The following is a 24,053-nucleotide window of genomic DNA, read 5'->3' as shown; positions in this document are numbered from 1 at the left end:
CGTTTCCTGAGAACGAGAAAGATGCCAGGGAGGAGTGAACCGAAAGACGGATGGAGCTGAAAAAAGGCACGATTTTGCGGGGAGCCTACCGGATCAAAAAGACCGTCTCCACGAGCGAGCTGTCCCATGTGTATCTCGTTTACCACATGGAGGCCAAAAAGACGAGAATTGTGAAGGAGTTTTTCCCGAGAGCACTGGCGATGCGCGACCTGGATAACCGCAGCGTCATCTGCCGGAAGCCATCGTCAAAAGCGCGATTTCAGACGCTGCTGGAGAGCTTTTGGCAGGAAGCGGCGATTTTGCAGGAGCTGCGCCATGAGCATATCGCTCCTTATGTCGATCACTTTGCAGAAAATGGGACAGGCTATCTGGTCGTGGAGTATTGCAAAGGCAAGACGCTTGACCAGTTTGTGCAAGAGCAAGGGGAGCTGGATGTCGCTGCTTTCGTGCAGACAACCGTGCTCCCGCTCCTGGCAAGCTTGGACTACATCCACAAGCAAGGGATCATCCATCGGGATATCAAGCCGCAAAACATCGTGATGACCGATGAGGGAAAGCCGATGCTGATTGATTTCGGCTCGGCTATTCGCTTTGCAACCGACGCCCCCCGCCAGATCGTGACGACGGAAGGATACTCTCCGCTCGAATTTTATTCCAGCCAGTCCCGACAAGGTGTTTTTTCCGATGTGTACAGCTTGTCGGCTACTCTCTATTTTTGCCTGACCAGGCACCGTCCGGCCGATGTGGCGACGCGAGTGATCGAGGATCGGCTGCCGTCCGTTCGCGAGCTGAATCCGACTGTGCCGCGGCTGATCGCGAATGTCATTGCGTGGGGCATGGCAGTCGAGGCGAAAAAAAGATGCCCCTCACTTCGGGTGCTGGCAGCAGCCGTCCGTGCGGAGCATCTGTTGAGAGCGGGCAAGTCTCGCTTGCAGACCCCCTTTCTCGCAAGCAAAAGCAAATAGTCCGTTATGCCGTTTCCCAGTTCCCAGCTTGGTGGGGGCTGGGTTTGCTTTCTTTGTAGCGCAGTTCAATCTCGGTGACATGATCCTCAAACGTCACGTAAATTTTGTCGTTGTAGTGGAGCACCACTTTTTTATGGCGAGGCAAAATGTCCTTGCCTTTTTGCAGTGTGCACTGGCTGTGGCTGATCATGACCAAAGTCTGGTTTTTCCCTGGCTGGAAGTAAATTTTGTGTGCTTCCGGCAGGTGCTCGTTGACGTCGAGGCTTGAAAACAGCTCGTGGAGCGTGATGCGTTGCTTTTTGCCAAACGCGGCGAGCGGCCAAAACTTCACGGGAATGTCGTTGCCGCTGGCGGTGTGAAGAAAATACCCTTCCAAACGGCCGCTAAAATTCGGTTTCGGGCGCATGAACCAGTAGGCGCCTGCGCCAATTGCGGCAAGAGCGAGAACAATCAGTCCGATTGTGATGTAGCGATCCCAGACAGAATGAACCGTGATGACAAGCGAGCCAGTCACGCTTGCCCCTTCGGAATCGGTAGCCGTGATAGTGATCGCGGAAGTGCCGCTTTTGCTCGGCACGAGCTTCAACCCGGATTCGTGGATGCTTGCCCCAAAATGATCGGCGGGAGTAGGAGAGACGATCGCATAGGTGAGCTTGTCCTGATTGGCATCGGTGAAATAAGCAGCGAGGTCAATTGTCTGCTCGCCGTTTTCCTTTTCGATGGTCAGCTTGTTTTTGGCTACTGCCACGGGCGCGATGTTGGCGATTTCGAATGTTTTGCTTGCCGTCTCGCGGTAAAAGTCCGGGCCGCTCATGAAAATTTTCCACTGGTACTGCCCGGAGTGCGGGAACACATAGTCGGTTGTGAAGACCGTTCCCCCGTTTTTCAGCGGAATTTTTTCGGTTTGCTTTTTCGCGATGTCGGTGACGATCAATTCGGCCTGCATCAAACCGTAGACGTCCCGATCTTCCAGGCGCTGATTGCCCTCCAGCTGGGTCAAATAAGTCGTGAAGGTCGCCGGATTGCCTTTGGAGACAGGATCAGGTGCAACCTGTACATCGGCTTTCAGACTGTAGTTGCCCAGCAAATTGACTTTGACCAGGTCGCCCGGCCGTCCGCGGAATTTGACCAGATAGCTCCCCTTTGTCGGCTGCTCGATTTTCATCAGAGAGTATTTTTTCGATTGGATAAAATGCACATTTTTCGACTGGTAGTAGACTTGTGACTCCAGCAGCGGATGGTTCGACAACAGCACGATGTTCGCTTCCTGCATGCTGGCGTTCGGGATGTTTACCGTGACCTCTTGCAAGCTTCCCGTCGCCGTCATGGCTGCTACCGACACAAGCTGCGACTGGATGTGCTTCGCAAAAATTTGATTGAAAATCTCCGGCAAATCATCTGTGCTTTGCGTGACAAAAGAAGTCCCGCCTGTCGTCTCCGCGATTTTTTTCAGCTGCTCTTTTTGCACAGAGCCATCGCTGTTCAGCCCGATTGTGTAGATCGGGTAGCCCTCCGCTTTCGCTTTTGCCATAACCGACTCCACATCTTTGTTCGATGCCGCGACGCTTCTGCCATTGGCGTTTTGGCGCAGATCGGTTCCCCCATCCGAGAGCAGGATCAAAAACGGCTTTCGCGATTGATCCTTCGCTCTGGCAATCAGTTCTTCCCCTTTTCGCAAGCCAAGCCCCATATCGGAATATCCCGAATAACGCAACCCTTGAATCTTGCTTTTCAACTGCTCGCGCTGTCTGCTCTCCGCCATGCTGGTGAGCGGCTGCGTCTGGACGATTCGATCATTATAGGCGACAAAGCCGATCCGGGTACGACTAGCTTCGCTCATGTCGATAAACATGCCCATGACCTCGGCAGCTGTTTTCCCAGGGTCTGTCTGGTTCATCGAATTGCTCGTATCAATGACAAAAACCGCATCGATTCCTGCTTCACCCGTCCCGGTTGCCCCGCTTGGAAGGGGAGAGAAAAGGAGGAGGAAAGGCAGGAGGATACCGCTAACCACCCATTTGAACGCCAGGGAGAACGGAGGAGGATGTCCAGTTTTTTTGTACATGTTTTCACTCTTTTCCTTAAAAGTTTGCAAATTGTTCACATTTTGCTGCAACAGGACTATTTGCCCATAAATCAACTTCCGGCTAAACGGCGGACACCATTTTGCCGAGGTATATAAAGTGAAATAATAGCCTTTTTTGTAAAAATAAGGTTTATTCTGTCCTTTCTTGTCAGTATTTCGAGTTATGGGCGCATCCGGCGCTGTGCGGGCAGGGCGGCAGAAGTAGGGACAAAGTAAGGTGTGATGCTGGTTTTGTCGGGAAAAGTAGGCGGGAAGACTCCCTGGATTCAGCATAAAGTGCTCAACCAGAAAAAGGAAGATGAGTGGAATAAAATGGGTCTAAATACCAGAAACGGTAATGGTGCACATAGGAAAATTGTCATAATAGAGGGTTTGTTGACAAAATATGGCGAGCGAGTTTAATTTAGAGGCAAGATTTTTGGTTTTATTGGGATTTATGTAATCAACTGTAATTGATTGTGGAAGTAGGACTCATACACTCCTGAGTTAGGACCACGCATTTACGAGAGACAAAAGGAAGGGGTCATTTATGGACATTATTAACCAGACCAACAGAACCATGCTGTTCGAAGAGATCAACCCGGAGAAACTCGACCTCATCACGATTGTAGGCGACGTCAAGGGCATCGACAGTTTGAGCGACGACAAGATCAAGGAAATCAACGAGCATTTGCTTGTGAAAAGCTTCGATGAGTTTTTGGACAAGTTCTCCCCGACTGTCTATTCGTTCTACAACGCCGTAAACCAAAAGGTTATGTACACCTTGAAAAAGCCTGATGGCATTGCGGAAGATGCGATTTCCGAGATCAAGATCGACCAGAGCAATGACTTTTTGAAAATGCTGTTCACACTGATCGATACTAAGCGCAGCCAGGGAATCACGAACGTCGACTTTAAATTCGAGAATCTGCTGGACATGATCTCCCCGAAAAAAGTGATGGACGATATCCGTCAGGTGCGTAAAGAGATTCACTACTTGTACAGCCACTACGAAAAGCTGGACGATGGCGATCCGAAGAAGCTCGATCTCGGCGACAAGCTGAACATCATGTTTGAAGATGCGAGCAAAAACTACAACAACGTCATGGCCATGCTCCCGCTCGCGATTGAAGATATCAAGACCCGTCTGCTTCTCGGCGGGGCGCAAGAGGAGAACCAGTCGGAAGCGATTCAGATCGGGATGCTGACGATCGGGGAAAACGGTGAGCTGAAAATCATCGAAGCGCCGAAAAGCGACAGCCGCGAGCTGATGGTTCTCGACGAGGGCAACGGCAACGGATTGATGAACGTGTTCGAGGATGATTACGAGTCGATTACCGAAACGCCGTCCTCCTATGTCAAAGATTTGGTAGTGCGCACGTTCTGCCCGCTGCCTGCCGTTCATAGCGAGATCGACATTGAGACAGAGGTGCAAAACTACAACACGTACCTCGAATTTTATAAAAACGCGAAGGATGACTTCGTGAAAACAGTCAAGCCGCTGGTCGAGAAAATTCTCGGCGTGAAAATGTTCTTCGATCAGTACGTGACCAAGAACAAAGGCATGCAGCCTGCGATGCTCATCACCAACACCAAGCTGGACATGCTGGTGAAAAGCAGCAACATCCCGCGCCTGGAGACGTATCTCAACACCGTCAACGCGAAAAACGACTTCACCGATACGATCTGGTTCGGAATCGTGCCTTCCATCGACATGGAAGCTGGCGCCAAAGCGAAAGTCACACGCGAGCGCTTCCGCGGCAACGAAAAGGTCGTCAAACAGGACGGCAATACGATGGAGTCGCTGACGATGCTGCTGCAAGTAGTCAAAGACTTCAAGGTCCAAATTTTCTTCAGCTTCAGCACGGGCGAAGAGACGACCTTCAACAGCATGGCGACTGCCGGCATCGACAAGTACATCGACAAGTGCGGCGTGCTTGTGCGCAAGGAGTACAGCGAGTTTGCGATCCCGTGCGTTCCGAACTTTACGATTATTCCGAAGGACAAATCGGGAGTGGTCATCGACAGCCGCATGCTGCAAACCGAAGACGGCGTGAAGCTGTCGCAGGAAAAAGAAGACATCCTGAAGCTGTGGATCGAAGGCGTTTACGTCGGAGCGAGCTACGTAGCGGCAGGGATTGTGGCGGCGTATCAGTGTCCGGAGTATTTGCGCGAAGCATTCAAGGTGGTCAGCCGCGAGTATCCAGGCGTGCGCTTTGACATCGAAGCGGGCGAAAACGGTCTGCGTGCGATTACGACCATGGCCAAGGAAATCTCCGGCTTTACGAACAACATCAAAGATTCGATCAACCGCAAAAACTTTGGCTTTGTCTTCTCTTCGGAAAATGCGCAAATCCAGGGCAAGGATATCAAGCGAATCACGGTGTACAAGGCGCGCAGCCTGGCGATGGCCGAGGATGGCTTCGATTCCATCTACAAAACGCTGGTCAGCACCTACATCGAGCGGATTCTCCGCTTCCAGACGGGCGATTTCAAGCACGACAACATCGTCAAATTTTTCAGCAACAACCCGAGCAGCCAAAAGAGCAAATGGCTCGGCACACGCGGCTTTGTCAACTCCATCATTCAGGATGGCGACGACATGAGCTATATCATCGACGACAAGAGCAATCTGTGCCACATCGATCTGATCTTCAATGGCAATGTGAAAAATCTGGAAGTCACGATCACGAAGGGTACGACTCCTGTCAAAGCTTAGTACCTGATTTCAGTCGGGAGAGCTTTTTATGAAATGGATTCACACATTACGCAGGTGGCTAGAGGTGTGCTTTCCAAAGCGCACCCTTACACATAAGCCTCGAAGCCCATCCGGTCATTCGAGAGCACACATATACGCCAAGGAGGTTTTTTTCATGGGTTTTCGACTCAAAGTAGAAGGTTCCGAAACAATCGAGCTGGGAATGGACAACATCCAGACAGTCAAGTACGACACGGATACTCCAGATGATTCCAACGCTCGTTCCACTGACGTAGGGGCAACACTGCGTCTGACAGGCAAAATCATTACAGCAACGGACGGCGACAGCGCCGATGACACGATGAAGCTGGCTCTGTGGTCTTTGGTTCCAGCGGAAAAAGCAGACTGCTACCGCAAAGTGACACTGGAAGTGATCGCTGCTGACCAGGTCATTCGCAAAATCTACTTCCCGAACGCTTTCGTCGTCGATTACAACGAGACATTCGGCGATACAGAAGGTGTTGGTACATTCAGCATCTTCATCAAACAAAAGAAAGACAAAACCGAGTTCGCGAAAATCGAAGGCGGCTACGCTGTCTAGTCTTTTGCCGCGAAGGACTGGCCAAACGGTCGCATCCAGCGGATCGACCGCAAGCGGTCACAGCTTCTTTTCTTTCAAAAGAGTAAACGAGCCGTACCTTGAAAGCCGTGTTCAAGGTACGGTTTTCCAAAAAGCCAGACAGAGGGTGCTGTGGTGAAAAATTATTACGAGATTTTGGGGCTTGCGAAGACGGCCTCCCAAAACGACATCAAAAAAGCGTACCGACAGTTGGCGAAGCAGCACCATCCCGATGTGAATGCGGGGAGCAAGGAGTCCGAACAGCTTTTCAAAGATATAACAGAGGCGTACCAGACTTTGCAGGACGAGTCTGCGCGGGAAGCCTACGACGCGCGTTACGAAGCGTTTGTCCAGGGAAGAGGACAAGCCCGTGAAAGAAACGGCGCTGAGCAAGCAAGGGCGCAGGGCCAGGCGAAAGCGAACCAGCAGCGAGCGAATCCGGGCGCTTCGATGGAAGATTTGCACAAGACGTTTGAGCAGTTTTTCGGCTTTCATCCGAAAACAGGAGAGGTCAACGAGAAGAGCATGAACCGCGGCAAAAAAAATCCGCTGGATACCACAGATACGTTCGAGCAGTTTTTTCGCATGAAGAAAAAATAAGACGCTGTCAGCCAAGACAGAGCAGCTAACCAAACAGACGGCATACCTAAAAAGGAAAAATCGGGCGACATCCTGACAGCAGGCGAAGAGACCGAAACGATGACAAGGCGGATGGCCGCTCTTTTATGGACATAGAAGCACCGAACCTGCTCCTTTCTTTGGATGGATGTCAGCAAAAAACCATTCTCCCAAAGCTTGGGGCACTTTTTCGTAAGGGGGGTACTCAAGATGGCAAAGAAAAGCAAGGCTTATCAAAAATCTGTCAGGGTAAAGCTGATCGAGCTGTTGATTGCAATTCTTTTGTTTGGCGAACTCATTTATGTTTTCGGCTACACGGACAGCAACGCTCTGAAGATTTTTACGGGAATTGCCTTTGGGCTTTTTTTATTCGGCATGTTTATTGTCACGGTCGGAAGCCCGGACGAGAAGGAGGACAGGAAGGAAACAGGCATTTCCAAGCTCGTGCTGCTGGACGAGGACGGCGAGAGCGTGAAGGAGTGGTTTATCCAGGGAGCGACCTCGCTTTTGATCGGCAAAAACACGAACCAGAACGAAGTCGACATCGACTTGTCTGACGCCGAGTACGCTGCTCTGATCAGCAAACAGCATGCAGTGCTCAACCATGCTTCGGGCAACTGGTTTATCGAGGATGTTCACTCCCGCAACGGCACTGGAATCAAACAGCCGAACAGCCGCGACAAGAACAAGCTGGAAATCGAGCAGCCGCACAAAGTGAAGGCGGGCGACATCATTTACATAGCCAATACACGCTTGCTGCTGAAGTAGACGAGCAGGTGGAGAGACACGAAACGGGGGAAGACTTGAATGAGTTTGACGAGATGCGCAAATGGACACATGTTTAGCACGAGAAAACACGGCAGCACTTGCCCGTATTGCAGCCTGGTGGTAGAGCCTGCGGCAAAGGCGGAGAACCGAATGCCTGCCAGGGGCGGCGACGAAGATGACAAGACCATGCCTTACTTGGGGGAGACAGAAGGCATCGAGCCTGTCACAGGCTGGCTGGTCTGCATCGATGGGCCACAGCAAGGACAAGACTACCGCATCATGGCAGAAAAAAACTTCATCGGACGCTCCGAGGATATGCATATCCGCATCATCGGGGATAACAAAATTTCTCGCAGAAACCATGCCGTCATCGTCTACGATCCGAAAAAGCGCAATTTCTACCTGCTCCCCGGCGATGCCTCCGGTCTGGCTTACCACAATAACGAAGCGGTGTACACGCCAGTCGAGCTGACTGCCTATGACGTCATCCAGCTTGGCGGCAGTACGTTTATTTTCATCCCGCTGTGCGGGGTTCACTTTGAATGGGACAACGCAAGCAAAGGCAAGGAATGATGAGCATGTTTGCACAGGAGATCATTCCTTATCTGGTTGTGTTTGCCGTCATAGCTGTCATCATTTGGTTGTTTCGCGTTCGTGCCGCTTGGATCAGAGAGGAAAAGCATCCGGTCATTCAGATTGGCAATGGACAGACGATTGGCAGAAGAGCAGAGCAGGATGACTATTTTGCCACGACAACGACCTCGCACGGAACGATTGCTGTGCTGGCAGACGGCATCAGCGGCCTTGCCAACGGCAGACTGGCATCGACTTTGGCCGTCCAGACGTTTATTCGCGAGTTCGCCAAGCTGGACCATCCGCGCCACCTCTCTCTTTTCTTTTCCCGAGCCGCTGCGCTTGCCAACGGGGAGATTTTGCAGGCGCTAAAAGGCAGCCGGGGAGGCACTACGCTGGTTGCGGCAGTCATTCACGACGGCATGCTGCATTGGGGCGCGGTCGGGGATAGTGTCCTGACTGTTTTTCGCGGGGGAGAATTTATTCCGATCAATCAAAAGGACATTTACGAATCGGTGTTGGAAGAGCGTTTTCTCGCCGGGGAAATCAGCAAAGACGAAGCGATCAGCCATCCAAAGAAAAAGCAGCTGATCAATTACCTCGGCTACGAAGGCTTTCATAATATCGAGATTGGCCGCGAACCTTTTCCGCTGGAGAAGGGCGACAAGGTGATTCTGATCAGCGACGGCGTCTACGATACGTTGACAGAAGTGGAGCTGGAGAAAATCTTGTTTCAGAACATTTCCTCCCACGATGCTGCCGAGCAAATCATCGATGCCGTCGAGAGCAAGCAAAAAGCCAACCAGGACAACGCGACCATTCTGATTTTGGAAAAAGGTTGGTGAGGGCGAGGGCAGCAGCATCCGGAAGAGAAGGAGGAGCGGGTAGTTAAGGATGAGAAGGGACAACAGTGAATTTGTAACCGGATTTTTGTCCGAGTCAGGCACGCATGTGCGCAACAAGGATTACTTTGCCTACACCGAACTGGATGATATTGCTTGCTGGGTGATCGCCCGCGGCTTGGATACGGATCAGGAAGTGCAGAGCGCCGAGCTTGCGGTCAAAAGCGTCCTGGGACACTTTATGCAAAAGCCGTCTCTCTCCCGCTATCGCATCAGCCGCTACTTGCAGGAAGCGCATCGCGTGCTCCGGCAGGAGAGCCATCGGGTGCGGCTGAAGGCCAGTCTGACGCTGATCGTCACCGACTATGCCCGCGTCGTTTACGGTGTGGCCGGGAACACGAGACTGTATATGTTTCGCAACGGACGGCTGCATTTGCGGAGCAAGGACCAGAGTCTGTCGCAACAGATGGCGGATGGAGAAGAAATCGCAGAGGACGTGCTTGACTGCCACGAGGAGCGCCACAATCTGTTGAATTACTTGGGAACGCCGGATGAATTTCGCCCGTACATTTCCAAAAAGCTGCCGCTGTACGACGGAGACGTCTTGCTTTTGACCACTCCGGGGGTGTGGGAGGGAGTCGGTCCAGCCGAGATGCAGGACGCGCTTGAGGAAGCAAAAGATCCCGAAGCGCTGATCGATACGGTGGAGGATGTCTTGTTGAGCAAACAGCAGCGTGTGGTGAACAACTATACGGCTGCGGCGATTTTTGCCAACAAGATTTTCAAGACCGATCCGCAGAAAAAGTGGCGGATTATCAAGCGGGTCGCGATTATCGTCCTGTTGCTTGCCTTGACAGGAGGCGGCGCCCTTTTGTTCAAGATGAAGGAAGCCGAGAGAATCGCCGATGCTGCGACAGGCATGTTCGAGCACGAGCAGAACGGGGATGCGTTTATCGAAGAAAGCGACTATCCGAAAGCGCTCAAGGAATACAGCGAAGCGCGCAATGCCGCCAACATCGTCAAGGACAAAATCCACGCGGCGCTTCTGAACAAAAAGCAGCGAATCACCCAGCTCATCGTGGACGGGGATACGGCGATGAAGGACGAGCAGTATCAGAAAGCGCTGGAAAAATACGACAAGGCGCTCAAGGAAATGAAAGACCGGGACGATTTCAACGAGCCGGAGATTGCTGCCAAAAAGGAAAAGACCGAATCGTATTTGCTCGTGATGCAGTGGAAGAAGGAAGGCGACATGCTGTTCGAGGCGCAAGACTACGAAGGGGCTGCCGCCTTTTATCAAAAGGCGAGAAAGCTGGCGCTGGAATCGTCCTACCTCACGGGGGAAAAAGAGATTCGGGCGAAGCTGGACGAGGTGGAAGCGAAGAAAACGGGCATCAGCAAAGAGCAGAAAATGCTGTCCGCAGACAAGCTGGAGAAAAAAGGCGACGACAGCTACGCCGCTGGCGATTTTGCGGCGGCCATCGAATCGTACACGATGGCGCAGGAGATGTATCAGGAAATCGGCGTGCTGGAAAAGGTTTTGGCGATGGAGCGCAAAGTGACCAAGGTGGAGGAAAAGCTGAATCCGCCAGCCGCAGTGCCTGTTGTTGCTGCTGAGCAAAGCACGCCGCAGGTTGTGCCATCGGCTGCGCAGCAGCAAGCGGGCAATGCGGGTCAAGTCAGCAACACGACTCCGGCAACAACCCCAGCTTCGGCGGCGCAGCAGCAAGCGGGCAATGCGGGTCAAGCCAGCCCACCGACTTCGGCAACAACTCCACCCCCGGCGGTACAGCAGCAAGGGGGTAATGCGGGGCATGCGGCCACCCCGAGTCCGGTCGCAACTCCCGCCCCGGCGGTACAGCAGCAAGGGGGCAATGCAGGGCATGTCACCACCCCGAGTCCGGCAGCAACTCCACCCCCGGCAGTGCAGCAACAAGCACCCAAACCGGGTCAATCCGCCAGTCCGGCTCCTTCCGCTCGGCCAGTCGAGGGCAAGTCCGCTGCCGAATCACCAGCCAATCCGGCGCAAAAGGAGGCTGTCAAAGCACCATGATGAAAGAGATCGTACTGGACCGTTTGAACAAAATGGAAGATTTGGAACAGCGCCGGATGCTGAAGCAGATGATGAACAGCGTGTTTTTGCATCTGGTCGAATATCAGGAGGACATGCAAAAGAAGCTGGAGCAGCGGGTCTTCTCCGAATTTGAGGACAAGGAAGAGAAGCACGACATTTACGTCACGCTATGTCAGCGGGATGACTTCGATCCGATTCACGACTATTTGTACCCGATGATTCCGGGCGACGAACAAAAAACATGGTTCGATCGCAAGGAGTTGTTTGAGCAACTCGCCCGACAGGAAGAAGCGGTGCTCATGACGATTTTTCTGGAGTGCGAGTACAGCCGTCTCCAATCGCTTGCGCATGGCAAGCGGCATTTTCAGGGGCGTTTGACGACAGCGGAGCATTCGTACCCGATCGAAGTGCGCTTGCAGCCAAACCCGCTGTACGTAAACGAGCTGGAAAAGCTGTACAACATGTTTCAAAAAAACGGCATGCCGTGGAAAACCGTGAACCATCCGTACGCGAACAAGTTTTTCGACGTCATCCTCGTCTCCTGCGAGGGCGAGCTTGGCGAGGACGAGGAGATCGTGGAGGTGTCCGTCCACCTGGAAGAGTGGGAGCCTTACAAAAAGCTGGACGTCATCCCGCTCTGGAACATCGAACGGCTGGCCTTGAAAAATATCGGCTTCCCCGTGCCTGCTACCGATCGGGTGAACTTCGAGCACGTGCTGTCGCTGCGCAAGACAGGGAGCCAGCACGGGTATTTGGTAGACGGCGACGAAGCGTTGATCCGCTATATCAAGCGCACGCCCGAAGAATTGACCATCGTGTCTCCCCAGGAAAAGTCGGGAATTTGGCACGTCTGCAAAATTACCCAGCCTGTCGAGACGCCTACGTCCCGCCTGCACTATGAACTGGTGTCCAACCGCCGCAAGAGCAGCTTTGTCACCAGCTTCGCGCGCAAGCAAGGAATGCCGGTCCGGGCCAAGGGAGAGATCATTCGCATCGTCCACTCCTTCGAAGCAGCGGAGCAGCTGGAGCTTGTGCATGTGGAAATTCGCGAAAAAAGCAAAGGGACGGCCGCTACGTATGAGATGAATCCGTTTATCAGCGACAATGTCCGCGTGGAGCACGATAAAAAAATCATGCATCTCGGCTTTCGCAAGCGCGGAACCGACAGCTTTATTTTAGAGGATATGATGAGCTTTCTCGTGTCCGAGATTCAGATGTATTTCCCGGAATACAAGTGCGAAGGAGAATGGGCGTGAACTACATCTGGGATCTGGTCATCAAGGCCAGGCGCGCCGGAGTTGCCAAAAGAGACATTACGTTCCAAGCGGCGAAGGTGTACTCGCCTTACATGGAGCTGAGCCAGGAAGCGATCAACGCCAAAACCGTGGAGAAGACGGTAGAAGTGAACCCGTTCTATCGCTTTGACGATATTTTCCGCGAGCTGTTTGATGTCAATTACACGGATGAGCCTGAACTGCGTCACGTCTTGTTTGACATCGTCATTCACCTGTTGGCCGATATCGATCTGGTGCAAGGAATGAACAAGCGAGAATACTACATCCGCTTTGTGTTGCGCGATCTCGAAGCGGGACTGTTCGGCAAAAGGACGGCGGATCACATTCGGTTGTTCACCCAGGAAGAACGTGAAATCATTGCGGGCAATTTGTTGCGACTGTATGAGACGGGAGAAGCAGTTTATTTGCTGCGGGACACGATGCGAAAAATTTTTCCCCGCTCGACCATCTACGCAAACTGCGAGGAGAAGGATGAACTGCTTCTGTATGTCGGGCAGGAGGAGACGGCAGCAGCGCGGGCAAGGCTGGAGCTGATCAAGGACATTTTCCTGCCTGTTCGCTTCCAGACAGAAGTGTATTGGCGCAACCACTTTGGCATTCTCGATGTGGAGGAAACCATGCAAATCGACAGCATGGCAATGTACTAGAAGGCACGTGATTTTGCTAGAAAGTCATGTGGGTGTGGGAGGAGCGTTCTCATGAGTAAAATGTCGTACAAGCTTCATATTCAAAAAGGCAGCATGGACGTCCCGCGAAACGAAACCACGTATACGCGAGATGAGCTGATGGAGATGACGACCTTTCAGCTGCGCAATATTTGTTACAAGGAAAAGCTGGTTGGCTCGGTTGTGAACAATCTCGATCGGGAAGGATTGCTGAACACGATCTTGCGGTTTCGCAGCGCGGAGGAGAGCTTGTTTATCGAAGCAGATACAACAGGCGGCTTTGAACGGATCGAAGCGGCTTTGCATGCCTACTTGAATACGCCGCTGCCTGGGGCGGACTCCATCAAAATCCCGGCAAAGATGAGTTTGTATGCCGGGCTGGCTGTAGACAGGCTGGATGGCTATCGGGTGGAGTCGGCCCAAGGCTTGTCCGAGTCGAATGTCCTGCTCGTCAATGACTACATGGAGCTGTGCGGCATTTTTCAGCTGCGCAAAGAGGCAGACAAGCAGGGACGGTACATGCTGTTTTCCCACAAGGACGTCCCGTGGCGCAAAACCGTGAATCAGAGCTACAGCCTGCTCTTTTTTCGCAAGCAAGACTCGGATTATTTGTACAAAGCATACACCGAGGATAAGCCGCTCCCCCCTGTCAACTTGCACTATTACAAAGTGCCTGTAACGGATCTGGAAATCAGGGAGCTGGAAGAGACGGATGCTGTGCTGGCGATTGATTTCGGCACTTCTTCCACGACCGCTGGCGCTTTTTTGGACCACCAGTATGTCAGCGCCCCTTCCAGCAACGATTTGCTGAATGGCCGGATCAAGCTGAATGCGATCAATTACGTCGCGTTTCCAGACACGACCCAGAAAACAGAAGAGTGGATCGAGGTATTGCCGACCGTTGTCCAGGTAGCAGACTGCTCCGTCGCGCAAGACGTGCGCTACCACATCGGCTACGAAGCGCTGCGCCAGATGAAAAAGAACGGATACAGCTCGCATGCGACCGTATTTTTCGGATTGAAGCGCTGGGTGAACAGCTATCACAAGCTGGAAGAAGTGATGGACAGCCAAGGGAATACGGCCATGGTCAAACGTAGCGACATTTTGCGGCAGTACCTGCTGCATGTCATCCAGACGGCGGAGCATCAGTTCAAGTGTCGGTTTCGGCACTTGCATATCACCAGTCCTGTGAAGCTGAAAACGCAGTTCATCGAGATGTTTACGGACATTTTGCCGGAATACCGCATCGAATCGCAGGATGCGCTGGATGAAGGGATGGCGGTGCTGTTCAACACGATCGCGGACCAGATTGACAAAGACAGCTTCCTCGACGGCGAGACGTACCAAGCGCTGGTCATTGACTGCGGCGGAGGAACGACCGACTTGTCATCGTGCCGCTTTCGCATCGAGGATGGCCACATCTCCTATCGCATCGACATTAGCACGACCTACGAAAACGGCGATACGAACTTTGGCGGCAACAACATCACATACCGGATCATGCAGTTCATGAAAATCGTGTTTGCCGACTACTACAGCAAAGGCCGCCACGTAACCGACATCGACCAACTGATCGACATCCCCGGCTCGGAAATATTCCGGCATGTAGATGAGTTTGGCGTCGATGCTGTCTACGAGCAATTCGAACGGCGCTACCGGGAGGCAGAGGCGCTTTTGCCCACCTGCTACAAAGCTTACGAGAACAAAAGCCGCGACGACTATCAGCGCGTCCGCAACAACTTTCACTTTTTATGGGACCTGGCAGACCATATGAAAAAGGAGTTTTTCCGTCAGACGGGCATTTTGCGCAACCGGTTTACAGCCGAAGGAGAGCAGCGTCAGGAGCAGGATTTGAAGCTGACAGCAGTCGAGCGCTGGGTGCTGTCGATACGCGAGGATGGTCGCTTCCGGGATGTGTACGACTTGCCTGACGTCGTCTTCAACAGCAAAGAGATCAACCATTTGATCAAGGCGGACATTTACGAGATTTTGCGGGTGTTCCTCGACGATTTTTATCAGGAAGGAAAGCTCGCGGACTTTTCCATCATCAAGCTGACCGGACAGTCGTGCCGGATTGACGTGTTTCGCGAAGCGTTGAAGGAGTTCGTGCCGGGACGCAGCATCGAATTTCGCCAAAGGTCCGAGGACGCAGGAAAAGTACCCGACCTGAAGCTGTCCTGCCTGCGCGGCGCACTTCGTTATCAGAGCGCGAAAAAAGCGGGATTCATCGAAGCGCAAATCACCAATCACGCGCCTGTCGTTCCTTACTCGGTGACGGCGTTCACGCACAACAGACAGGAGCGGATACTGATTCGCAGTCAGGAAAAGCTGAGCCAGGTGCATGGGGCCATCTCCCGTCCGTACGGAGTGAGCGAGGTGGAGTTTTTCCTCAAGGAAAGCGACGGACTTTTGCGCAAGCGCTATTTGTACACGGACGACAGAAGCGCGTACAAGCCTGTGCTCTACGAAGAAATCCAGGCCAAGTACGCAAGCCACATTCCCCAGGAAGAAACCGACTCGATTCAAAACGGAGAGGTCAAGTTTTTCGTGTTTTCAGGCGGCAGCGAATGGGGATTCCACGTGGTGCCAGTCGCTCGGCAAAACGAGCAGCTACTTCTGGGGAAAAAAGTGTTCTTCGCCTTTGAAAGCGATTTGTCCGAGCTGGACTTTTTCGACGGCATGAAATAGCGAGTCAACCTAATCCATATGAACAAGAAGGGGGGAACAACCTTGTTTTCCCATCTCTCTCCCCAATTTCACAAGGGGCGGATTCTCAAGCGGGAAATGCTCGAAAGCTTGCGGGACTATCCGAGACATCTCGCCGAGCTGCATTTTCTCGCCTACACGGACGGAATTATTTCCGGCATGGACGTTGCGGTCGAGGACGGACAGCTCGTCGTCGGCCGCGGCATCATCAAGCATCAAGGCCGGATTTATTTGCTGGATCGCGAGGAACGGCTCCCGTACGAAGCGACAGGCAAGGAGACGATGCTGAAAATACGTTTCGACGAGCAGGCGACGTTGACCGACTTTTTGGCGTACGAGACGCACTATGTGCTCGATACGAACATGGACATCGGGACGGATGAGCGCGAGCTGGGCCGTTTCAAGCTCAAGGAAGGCGCGAAGCTGCGCTCGGATTACCCGTATTTTCTCGATTTGACAACAGAGTACAACACGTGGAATTTCACGAATGTGGAATATGCAGGCCAGCAATACCCGACACTCGCTCCGGCGATCTTGCGTTATTTTTCGCACGAGCTGTTGAAGACCAAAACGACAAACGCCTTCGACCTCGCTTTTGCCACACAAGGAATCAACGCCGAGCGAGTGGAGCGCGACCTGATTCTTCATTATATAGGCACCCGGTTGGGCTTCGGCTATCGCGCCAGCTCCAATCCGCAGATCGTCAGCTATTTGGGGCGTATTTTGGAAGAGGCGAAGAGCGGCGACAAGCCCAGACAAGAGTGGCGGGCGTCCGGGCGGCAGCGGGTGATTGTGGATTAGCGGAAGCGGGATGGCAACAATCAGGCAGTAGCCAGACGGGAGGGATTCGATGAGCAGCCAGTTTTTCACCTACAAGAACATCCAAGTGATGCCGTATGAACTGACTCATTTGCAAACGTTGAAAGTCGTGAAAAAAATGAACGAGCACGCGCGGCTTTGGTTTACCGGAATCATTTCCGAGGAGCAGAAGGATAGCTATGTGAATCAAACCAATTCGCAAACACCTGTCAAAATCGTTTTGACGGACGGAAAGGGAAAGCCGACAGCCTGGTTTGAGGGCATCGTGCTGCGGGTCAATGTCAAAGCGAGTCGGGGCGTGTATTACTTGTCGGTAGAGGCGGTTTCGTACACGTATTTGCTTGATGTCAAAACGAAGAAGCGCTCCTTCCAAAACCCGGCGATGACGTATGCCAATCTGGTGAAGACGGTACTGTCAGCGTATGGTAAAGCCGATTTTATCGACTCGGTTACCAAAGGTAAAACGCTTGGCACCTTTATCATGCAATACGAGGAGACTGACTGGCAGTTTCTGAAAAGAATGGCTTCGCGCTTCTATACCGGTCTTGTTCCCGCCACGACTTTTCCGCTGCCTAAATTTTTCTTTGGACTGCCAAGCGGCCAGGACAAGGGCAAATTGACGGCTGGCCACTACACCGTCCACAAGCGGGTGGGCGAGTTCCAAAGCGATTCGGAAAATAAGATTCCCGGAATCAACGAGCAAGACTATACGGTGTACGAGGTAGAGAGTGAGCAAGTTCTTGAGGTAGGCAACGAAGTCCAGTTCAAAAACAGGCCGCTTGTGGTCGGGGAAGCTGTCTCAGAAATCAAGGACGGCATTTTGACGCATACGTACAAGCTGTTTCCGCGCAAAGGCATGTACCGCAAGAAGCTGTACAATCATGCGATCATCGGGGCTTCCATCCAGGGACGCGTGCTCCAGATCCAAAATGACAATGTGCGGGCCAAGCTGGACATGGATGACCAGCAAGACCAGAGCACAGCTTACTGGTTTCCGTACTCGACGATTTACACATCCGAAAACCAGACGGGCTGGTACGTCATGCCGGAGGTCAACGATCAAATCCGGATTTATTTTCCCAGCAAGAAGGAAGAGGACGGGATAGCCATCAGCTCGGTTCTGAAGGATATTCCAGACGCCAAACCGGATGCCAAGAAAAAGTCAGGCGGCTCGGGAGGCGGAGCTGCTGCCGCAGGAGGAAGCGGCGGCGGAAACGATCGGATGAAAGATCCGGCGGTCAAGACGTTTCGTACGAAATACGGAAAAGAAATTGTGCTGGCTCCCGATAAAATCGTCATTTCCGCGGGGGAGATGTCGATTACGATCAGCGACAAGCACGGAATATCGATTGTGAGCAACCAAAACGTGAACATTACAGCCGGACAAGACATCAACATGTCTGGAAGCACGATACACATTAATGCGCAAAAGATCGAGCTGACAGGCAAAGGGAACACGATTACGTTGGAAGACAAAATTGAAATGAAAGGCTCGGAAATCAAGATGAACTAGGAGGCTCGTTCAGCCATGAAAAAAGCGGAAGCGCTCCAGCATCTGTACGAGCAGGTCGCTTTGCCTGCGCTGGAAGAATGTGTTGCGGCTTTGGAATCTTTTTTTCTGGAAAACAGGGAGCGGCTCGTAGCGGATTTTGTGGAAGCGATGCGGCAGTTTGCCATCCAGATTAAAGAAAGGCAGGCACGAGGTGTTATGCCAGCTGTCGGATTTATTCACCTTTCGCTGTTGCGCACGTCCGTGTTGGACGGATCAAACCAATATTTGCTCGAAGCTTATACAGACAAATGGTATTGGGATGAGGCGGCTTGCTTTTCCCGCTATGACGCAGGCTGGGCTTTTCAAGAAATCTCCGGACTTCTGCGACTTTTGGAAGAGCGGCGCAAAAGGTACATGGGCGTGCTGGATGCACCGGATGTAGAACGGATGGTGCTCAAGGAGCTGGACTTTTTTGCCCAATTCGTGACAGCTCTTGCCCGCCTCTCCCTATCAGAAGTGGTCAAGCTGCCAGAGTACAAGCAATTGGAAAAAGCGCAGCGATTTCAAATCCGGGTGGGCGAGTTTAAAGATTTGAGCGAGCCGGTCTATGTGGAAGATATCCAGGCGAGAGAAGAAGAGGAAGCGAGAAAGCTGCTGGAGCAAACAAAAGGAGCGCAGTGTACGCACGAAACATTTGCCAACATGCAGTTGCGCGAGATCAAGGCGGACGGGCTGGATTTGCGATTCAACGACTTTAGCAGCAGTGATCTGGCTAACAGCGAGTTTCGTCAATGCGTGCTGATGGGTACGCACTGGATCGGCAGCAAGCTGACAAACGCTGACTTTCGCCATTCGTTGCTTTGCGATGCCGATTTTCGCCAAAGCGACCTTCGTGGGGCCAATTTCACTTACACGGACGGACAGACAAGCAATGACAAACGGTATAGGCAACCAGGCTTGCTTGGCATCCGGTTTGATCAGGCGAATCTGGAGGGGGCGGATTTTCGCCATTCTCGTCTATACAGGGCAAGCTTCTGCGGAGCAAATTTACGACAGGCGATCTTTTTGGAACGGGATCAGGATCGGTTTGCGTTGACAGACGAACAACGGGAAGTGATTTGCTGGGCAGCGGAATGAAGGAGGTGATCACGGTGCGGGATTACTATTTGCTCACGGAGGACAGGCGTATCTCGCGGAAGGTGCAGCCCACTGGCTTGCCACTGGAAGAGGGGATCGAGGCGCTTTTGCCCGTGACTGTTTTGGAAGTCCGGTCGGAGGGGAGCCTCACTTATCCGGATTGGTTGGACAGGCCGTTGTACATGCTGTCCGACCGGATGAAATCCATTACCGCCAAGTACAATCTGGGCATTCGTTGGAAACGCGTCGATTTGATCGACCGACAACAAAACGATCGGAATGTGTATTGGATCATGCAGGTTCCCCCGGTGGATGCGCTATCCGCGGGCAGCGAGTTTCACCAGAATGGAGCGTTGAAAAGAATGGTGCTGGACTACGAAAAGGTAAAGCGACACCATTTCTTCTCGGTGCAAGGCATTTTGGAGCCGTACATCGTGGTGAGTCTGGATGCGGCGGAAAGTTTTCTGCGTAGAGGCTTGACTGGTTTCGTATTGCAAAAAGTGGAGATCGAGTCGGGGAGACAGACATGACAGAACATTGGGATGAAAAAATTTTGGATGTGTGGAATGAGCTGCAAATGAAGCGGCAGCTGGAGGAGATGAGTCGGCAGCGACCACAGCTGACCTGGGAAGAATGTCTGGCGGCTGCGGAGCTTGGAAGCATGGAGCATGACGGGCGCACGTTCGCGTTTGAGGAGAAAGTGATCTTCGACGGACAGGTAAGCATGATTTTGCCGCGCACGCTCCAGCTTATGCCGAGAGGACTGGTAGGCAAAAGCAGCACGGCACAGCAGCATGAGCAGCTGGCTTTTCAGGACGAAGCAGGCACGATTTTGCTTGGTCTCAACCATATGATCCATGCGCTTTCGGTGAATGAGAGCGAAATTTTTTTGCGTGAGATGACGGCACAGATCAAAAGCAAGACGCCAGGTTTGCAGATCGTAAAAAACGATGTGTGGGAGCAAGCTGGGCGGTTAATGGCGAGTTACGAATATGTCGTTCCGAAGCCAGACGGCAACTTTTATCAGATCATGTTCGCGACGTCGCTAAACGGGAGAGCTTTTTTTGGCAGCCTGGTGTTTTCGGCGAGTGAAGCGTGGGTGTGGCAGCCGCTTGCGACCGCATTGATCCGGACTCTAAAGATAAGCGAGGGCGTATAAGCTTTTGGTGAATGAGTGGGAAAGGAGAGAGGGATATGCTGGAAAACTTGCTCAGGGCGCTGAGTGCAGGAATATTTGGCGAAGAGTATTCGTATGTCGTACGCGGCGCGACAGCAAAATGCTCGCAAGGAACAGACCCCGGGGTGCTAAACTTGCCTACGTGCCACGGAGTGTACAGTCGCGGAAAGCCTGTCATGAACGTCGCAGATCACGCTTCGGGTGCGAATATTGGCTGCTTCGGATTTTGCAAGCTGACGGGAAGCCAGTGCGTGCCGCAGACGCCGGAAAAGTGGACGGACGGAAAAGAGGATGTGCTGGTGGATAACGAACCCGCTTTGCTGAGCAAATCGCGGCTGGTTTGCACTGCCTCAGGCATCATCACCATTGACAAGGACGGACAAGATTGACGTCAACCTGCGACCTGAAAAAGGGAGGGAAATGACATGCAGGCAACAGATGGCGTCATGGCCTATCACGATTTGCAAGTCGTCTGGCCGTATGGGCCGATCCGGCTGGACAGCCTGACATTTTTGCATCAGACGGGCACGCATGCGACTTTGCGCCTGACCGGAATCGTCCCGGAAGACAAAGAAGAGGAAATCATCCATCTGGCCAGCAATCACGACGGCATCGGGCTGTACGGGAAACAGGGCGCGGCGAAAAAGCCGATTTTCATGGGTTGCTTGCAGCATGTGGAGATCAAAGTCGTCCGGGATATTCATTACGTGACGATTCAAGCGATTTCCCATACATACGCGATGGACTTGAGTCCGAAAACACGCTCTTTTCAACAGGTAGACCGCCTGTACCGGGATGTCGTCGAGGAAGCTTTGTCCGTCTATCCGGGCGGGGATTTCATCGACCAAGCTTTTGACGAGAAGAAGCAGGGCAAGTTCATCATGCAGTACGAGGAGACGGACTGGACCTTTGTCAGGCGCATCGCTTCGCATGTGGGAGCCGTCCTCGTCCCGGATGTCAGTGACCACAAGGTGCGTTTCTGGATCGGGATGCCCGAGGGACGCAAGCAAATCAAGCTGGAAGCGGCTCCGTACGAGGTCAACCGGGCGATTGCGCCATATATGAAAAAAGCGGCGAACGGCGCATCCTCGCTGTCCGAATACCAGTACACGACGTACACCTTTGCTCACGACGAGTGGCTGTACATCGGCGATGAAGTGCAGCGTGACGGACGAACGTTTGTCATCACAAAGGTTACCGCAACGCTGGAGCAGGGACTGTTGAAGTGGACTTACGTGTGCGCTGTGCCTGAATCGGTCAAGCAAACGAAGCTGTACAACTCCGCGATTATCGGCGCAGCCATCGACGGCAAAATCATTCAGGTTGGCCGCAACCAGGTCAAAATTCACTTGAATATGGACCAAAAACAAGACGCAAGCAAAGCCCAATGGTTCCCGTACGCCGCAGAAGGCAACCAGATTTTATACCTCATGCCAGAGCTCGGTTCCAAGGTCAAGCTGTACTTCCCTGGTGCCGAAGAGGACGACGGCATGGTCATGAACTCCGTGCGCCACGCCCCGCAAGGCGAAGCCGTCCAGAAGCAAGCGAAAAAAATGCAGGACCCGGGAGTCAAATCGTTCGGCAACCCCCAAGGCAAAGAGTTCACGCTGGGCGACAAAGAGCTGACGATGACGGCGCAGGAGGGCATGCTGTACATCTCCATGAATAAGGATGCGGGCGTCAGTTTCAATAGTGCTTCGCAGGTGCGGATTCAAGGAAAGGGCGCCGTGAGCCTGAGCGGTGCGGCTGTTCATTTGTCCGGCACAGAAGGATTGACGGTCAAAACGGCAGGAGATGCCCTAGAGTTAATCGAAGAAGCAAATGCGAGCAGTGAAAACATTCAGCTGGAGGCGAGTGCCCGGCATTCTTTTCCGCAACTGTTAAGTGCGTTTGAGCAAGATGTATCGGCCAACGGGATTCTTGCGGTCATGGCGAAACGCATCTTGGATAACCAGATCGCAGAGGTGGAAGGGAAGTTTGCGGCCTTCGGCGATACGCTGGCTGGTTTGTGGGGGGCGGCGGTAGACGCGGGCGACCTGGTTGTGACAGGTGTTTTGGGAGGCGATGACGCCCAAAGCTTGTATGAGTTTGTGAGCGGCTCCGAAGTCGGTTCGCTGACCGAGAGGAACAATTTGGCCAAAGGAGCAGTAGAAGTCGCCACGAACACAGCCGAATATGTAGAGAAAGTGGCTTCGGGCCAAAAAACGGCACTGGATGTACTGGGAGATGCAGGGGGAGCCGTCATCTCGACGGTGAAAGAATACACCGAACCCTTCATGAAAGAAGGGGAGTACCGACAGGAGAATTTGCACGGTGGTCTGTGGACTCGTTCGATAGAAGACAGCTATCAAAAAGGGAGAAACGAATATCAGAAAGACCTGATCATGGCGGAAGCACTCATGAACGCTTACAGTTTTGGAGGCGGGTCAGTTGTTCTAAAGGCCGAGAAATTCATAGCCAAGCAGGAGGGGGGGAGAGGTACAAAGAATTCTCATGGCGATGCCGATTCCGACGGTGGAAAAGGCAAAGGCGGCTCCTTGCATGGTTCTGACAAAAATGATGGGCTGGAAGGAGCACCGCTCAAGGACGGGAAGCTCAAGACGAAGGCCGAGTTGCCGGTTGATGTGTTGAAGGACTTGGATTTGATAAAGGAAAAATTTCAGCTTGGCATGTTGACACAAGTCTTGAAGAAGACCGGTATGAAAGTGGAGATGGTCGATCCGGTTACAGGGCAAAGCTTTTGGGCTTGGGACAAAGAGGCGATGGTTTCTCACTTTAGAAAAACAGAAAATGGAAATGGGCGGCAAAATGTGGGCACGTCAAAGGGCCATGTCAATGAGGCTCCTCGTAAGGACATTCCACATGAAACAACGCCGCCAAAAGGAGGAAAGGCAAGCGGAGATTCCGGGCCTTCTCAGCATTCTCATCATGATGAGCCAGTTACTGATAAGAAGGGTAATGATGCTAATAAAAATCAGCCTTATGAGAAGGAAAAGGCAGGGGCTGAGGGGACGGGTAAACCAAATTTATCAAGCGGTGATTTAGGAGAACTATTAGGTAGTGGGGGTAATAAGAATGTGTACGCCTATGGGGAGGATAAAGCTGTAGGGGTTCTAAAAGACGGTAAGCCACAAAAGCTAATTACAGAAGAGTTGGGTTTGTTAAACAAACTTGATGAGCTAGGATTACCGACAGTAAATGGACGCTCAATTTTTGTTGATGGAAAAGATGCCCTTATGTTTGACAGGTTTGCACAAGGTTCCAAAGATATAGTAAAATTACATGATGGTAAGGTGCAAATAGTTGGAGAATCATCATTATTGAATCAACGAAGTATTGAGGATTTAACTGCTATAAGAAAAATAATGGTTGAAAAGAAGATCAAGATTAATGATTTGCAGTTTCTAATTGGAAAAGATGGAAGAGTAGTAGTTGCTGATCCCCTAAACGTAGAAGTAGGTAAAAAAGTAAAACCATCAAAAAATAATCTAAGAATGATTGATTTGCTTATAGAATCTGCCAGGAAAAATTCAAAATAAC

At 52.3% G+C, this 24,053-nt stretch carries 19 protein-coding genes; 18 read left to right on the top strand and 1 reads right to left on the bottom strand.

The window, feature by feature from the left end:
- Positions 1 to 50: 50 nt before the first annotated feature.
- A complete protein-coding gene (locus HP435_RS21575) occupies positions 51 to 965 on the top strand; it encodes a serine/threonine protein kinase (protein ID WP_173599565.1) in 915 nt (304 codons plus the stop codon).
- Between the two features lie 4 nt (positions 966 to 969).
- On the opposite strand, the gene HP435_RS21570 is transcribed toward HP435_RS21575, so the two are convergent.
- Positions 970 to 3,030 carry a VWA domain-containing protein gene (locus HP435_RS21570; RefSeq protein ID WP_122965924.1) on the bottom strand — a complete coding sequence of 687 codons (2,061 nt, stop codon included), beginning with the start codon at positions 3,028 to 3,030 and terminating at the stop codon, positions 970 to 972.
- Positions 3,031 to 3,580: 550 nt separating this feature from the next.
- On the opposite strand from HP435_RS21570, the gene HP435_RS21565 reads away from it, so the two are divergent.
- From HP435_RS21565 to HP435_RS21485, 17 genes are all read left to right on the top strand, one after another.
- The gene (locus tag HP435_RS21565) at positions 3,581 to 5,749 is read left to right on the top strand and encodes a transcriptional regulator (RefSeq protein WP_122965923.1); all 2,169 of its coding nucleotides are present in this window, start codon (positions 3,581 to 3,583) and stop codon (positions 5,747 to 5,749) included.
- Between the two features lie 154 nt (positions 5,750 to 5,903).
- Entirely contained in the window at positions 5,904 to 6,329 is a 426-nt protein-coding gene (locus HP435_RS21560) for a membrane-associated protease 1 (protein WP_122965922.1), read from the top strand.
- Positions 6,330 to 6,482: 153 nt separating this feature from the next.
- Positions 6,483 to 6,947: a DnaJ domain-containing protein gene (locus HP435_RS21555; RefSeq protein ID WP_122965921.1), complete on the top strand. Its 465-nt coding sequence runs from the start codon at positions 6,483 to 6,485 to the stop codon at positions 6,945 to 6,947.
- Between the two features lie 228 nt (positions 6,948 to 7,175).
- Entirely contained in the window at positions 7,176 to 7,733 is a 558-nt protein-coding gene (locus tag HP435_RS21550; RefSeq protein ID WP_122965920.1) for an FHA domain-containing protein, read from the top strand.
- A 39-nt stretch (positions 7,734 to 7,772) separates the two neighbouring features.
- Positions 7,773 to 8,306, top strand: a complete 534-nt coding sequence (locus tag HP435_RS21545) for an FHA domain-containing protein (RefSeq protein ID WP_122965919.1) — start codon at positions 7,773 to 7,775, stop codon at positions 8,304 to 8,306.
- 5 nt (positions 8,307 to 8,311) lie between these two features.
- Positions 8,312 to 9,151: a PP2C family protein-serine/threonine phosphatase gene (locus HP435_RS21540; protein WP_122965918.1), complete on the top strand. Its 840-nt coding sequence runs from the start codon at positions 8,312 to 8,314 to the stop codon at positions 9,149 to 9,151.
- Between the two features lie 49 nt (positions 9,152 to 9,200).
- Positions 9,201 to 11,201 (top strand): PP2C family protein-serine/threonine phosphatase, encoded by a 2,001-nt coding sequence (locus HP435_RS21535; RefSeq protein WP_173599564.1) that lies wholly within the window; start codon positions 9,201 to 9,203, stop codon positions 11,199 to 11,201.
- Positions 11,201 to 12,478 carry a normocyte-binding protein gene (locus HP435_RS21530; RefSeq protein ID WP_122965996.1) on the top strand — a complete coding sequence of 426 codons (1,278 nt, stop codon included), beginning with the start codon at positions 11,201 to 11,203 and terminating at the stop codon, positions 12,476 to 12,478. Before HP435_RS21535 ends, HP435_RS21530 begins: the two co-directional genes overlap by 1 nt.
- A complete protein-coding gene (locus tag HP435_RS21525; protein ID WP_122965916.1) occupies positions 12,469 to 13,164 on the top strand; it encodes an iron-dependent peroxidase in 696 nt (231 codons plus the stop codon). Before HP435_RS21530 ends, HP435_RS21525 begins: the two co-directional genes overlap by 10 nt.
- Positions 13,165 to 13,215: 51 nt before the next feature.
- On the top strand, positions 13,216 to 15,870 hold the full coding sequence (locus tag HP435_RS21520; RefSeq protein WP_173598226.1) for an acetate and sugar kinases/Hsc70/actin family protein: 2,655 nt from the start codon (positions 13,216 to 13,218) through the stop codon (positions 15,868 to 15,870).
- A 42-nt stretch (positions 15,871 to 15,912) separates the two neighbouring features.
- Positions 15,913 to 16,689 (top strand): DNA and RNA helicase, encoded by a 777-nt coding sequence (locus tag HP435_RS21515; RefSeq protein ID WP_173599563.1) that lies wholly within the window; start codon positions 15,913 to 15,915, stop codon positions 16,687 to 16,689.
- A gap of 49 nt (positions 16,690 to 16,738) precedes the next feature.
- Positions 16,739 to 18,220 (top strand): contractile injection system protein, VgrG/Pvc8 family, encoded by a 1,482-nt coding sequence (locus tag HP435_RS21510; RefSeq protein WP_173599562.1) that lies wholly within the window; start codon positions 16,739 to 16,741, stop codon positions 18,218 to 18,220.
- Positions 18,221 to 18,235: 15 nt separating this feature from the next.
- Positions 18,236 to 19,336 carry a pentapeptide repeat-containing protein gene (locus tag HP435_RS21505; RefSeq protein WP_173599561.1) on the top strand — a complete coding sequence of 367 codons (1,101 nt, stop codon included), beginning with the start codon at positions 18,236 to 18,238 and terminating at the stop codon, positions 19,334 to 19,336.
- 14 nt (positions 19,337 to 19,350) lie between these two features.
- Positions 19,351 to 19,866 (top strand): hypothetical protein, encoded by a 516-nt coding sequence (locus HP435_RS21500; RefSeq protein WP_173598230.1) that lies wholly within the window; start codon positions 19,351 to 19,353, stop codon positions 19,864 to 19,866.
- Positions 19,863 to 20,495 carry a hypothetical protein gene (locus HP435_RS21495; RefSeq protein ID WP_122965910.1) on the top strand — a complete coding sequence of 211 codons (633 nt, stop codon included), beginning with the start codon at positions 19,863 to 19,865 and terminating at the stop codon, positions 20,493 to 20,495. Before HP435_RS21500 ends, HP435_RS21495 begins: the two co-directional genes overlap by 4 nt.
- Positions 20,496 to 20,530: 35 nt before the next feature.
- Complete coding sequence (locus HP435_RS21490) at positions 20,531 to 20,902, top strand: DUF4280 domain-containing protein (RefSeq protein ID WP_122965909.1); 372 nt, start codon at positions 20,531 to 20,533, stop codon at positions 20,900 to 20,902.
- Positions 20,903 to 21,052: 150 nt separating this feature from the next.
- Positions 21,053 to 24,052 (top strand): late control protein, encoded by a 3,000-nt coding sequence (locus HP435_RS21485; RefSeq protein WP_229049733.1) that lies wholly within the window; start codon positions 21,053 to 21,055, stop codon positions 24,050 to 24,052.
- Position 24,053: the final 1 nt, after the last annotated feature.

It is taken from the genome of Brevibacillus sp. HD3.3A, from assembly GCF_013284375.2.
Taxonomy (GTDB): Bacteria; Bacillota; Bacilli; order Brevibacillales; family Brevibacillaceae; genus Brevibacillus; species Brevibacillus parabrevis.
The sequence above is the reverse complement of the archived record's forward strand: the minus strand, read 5'-3'. Positions and strand labels throughout refer to the sequence as shown.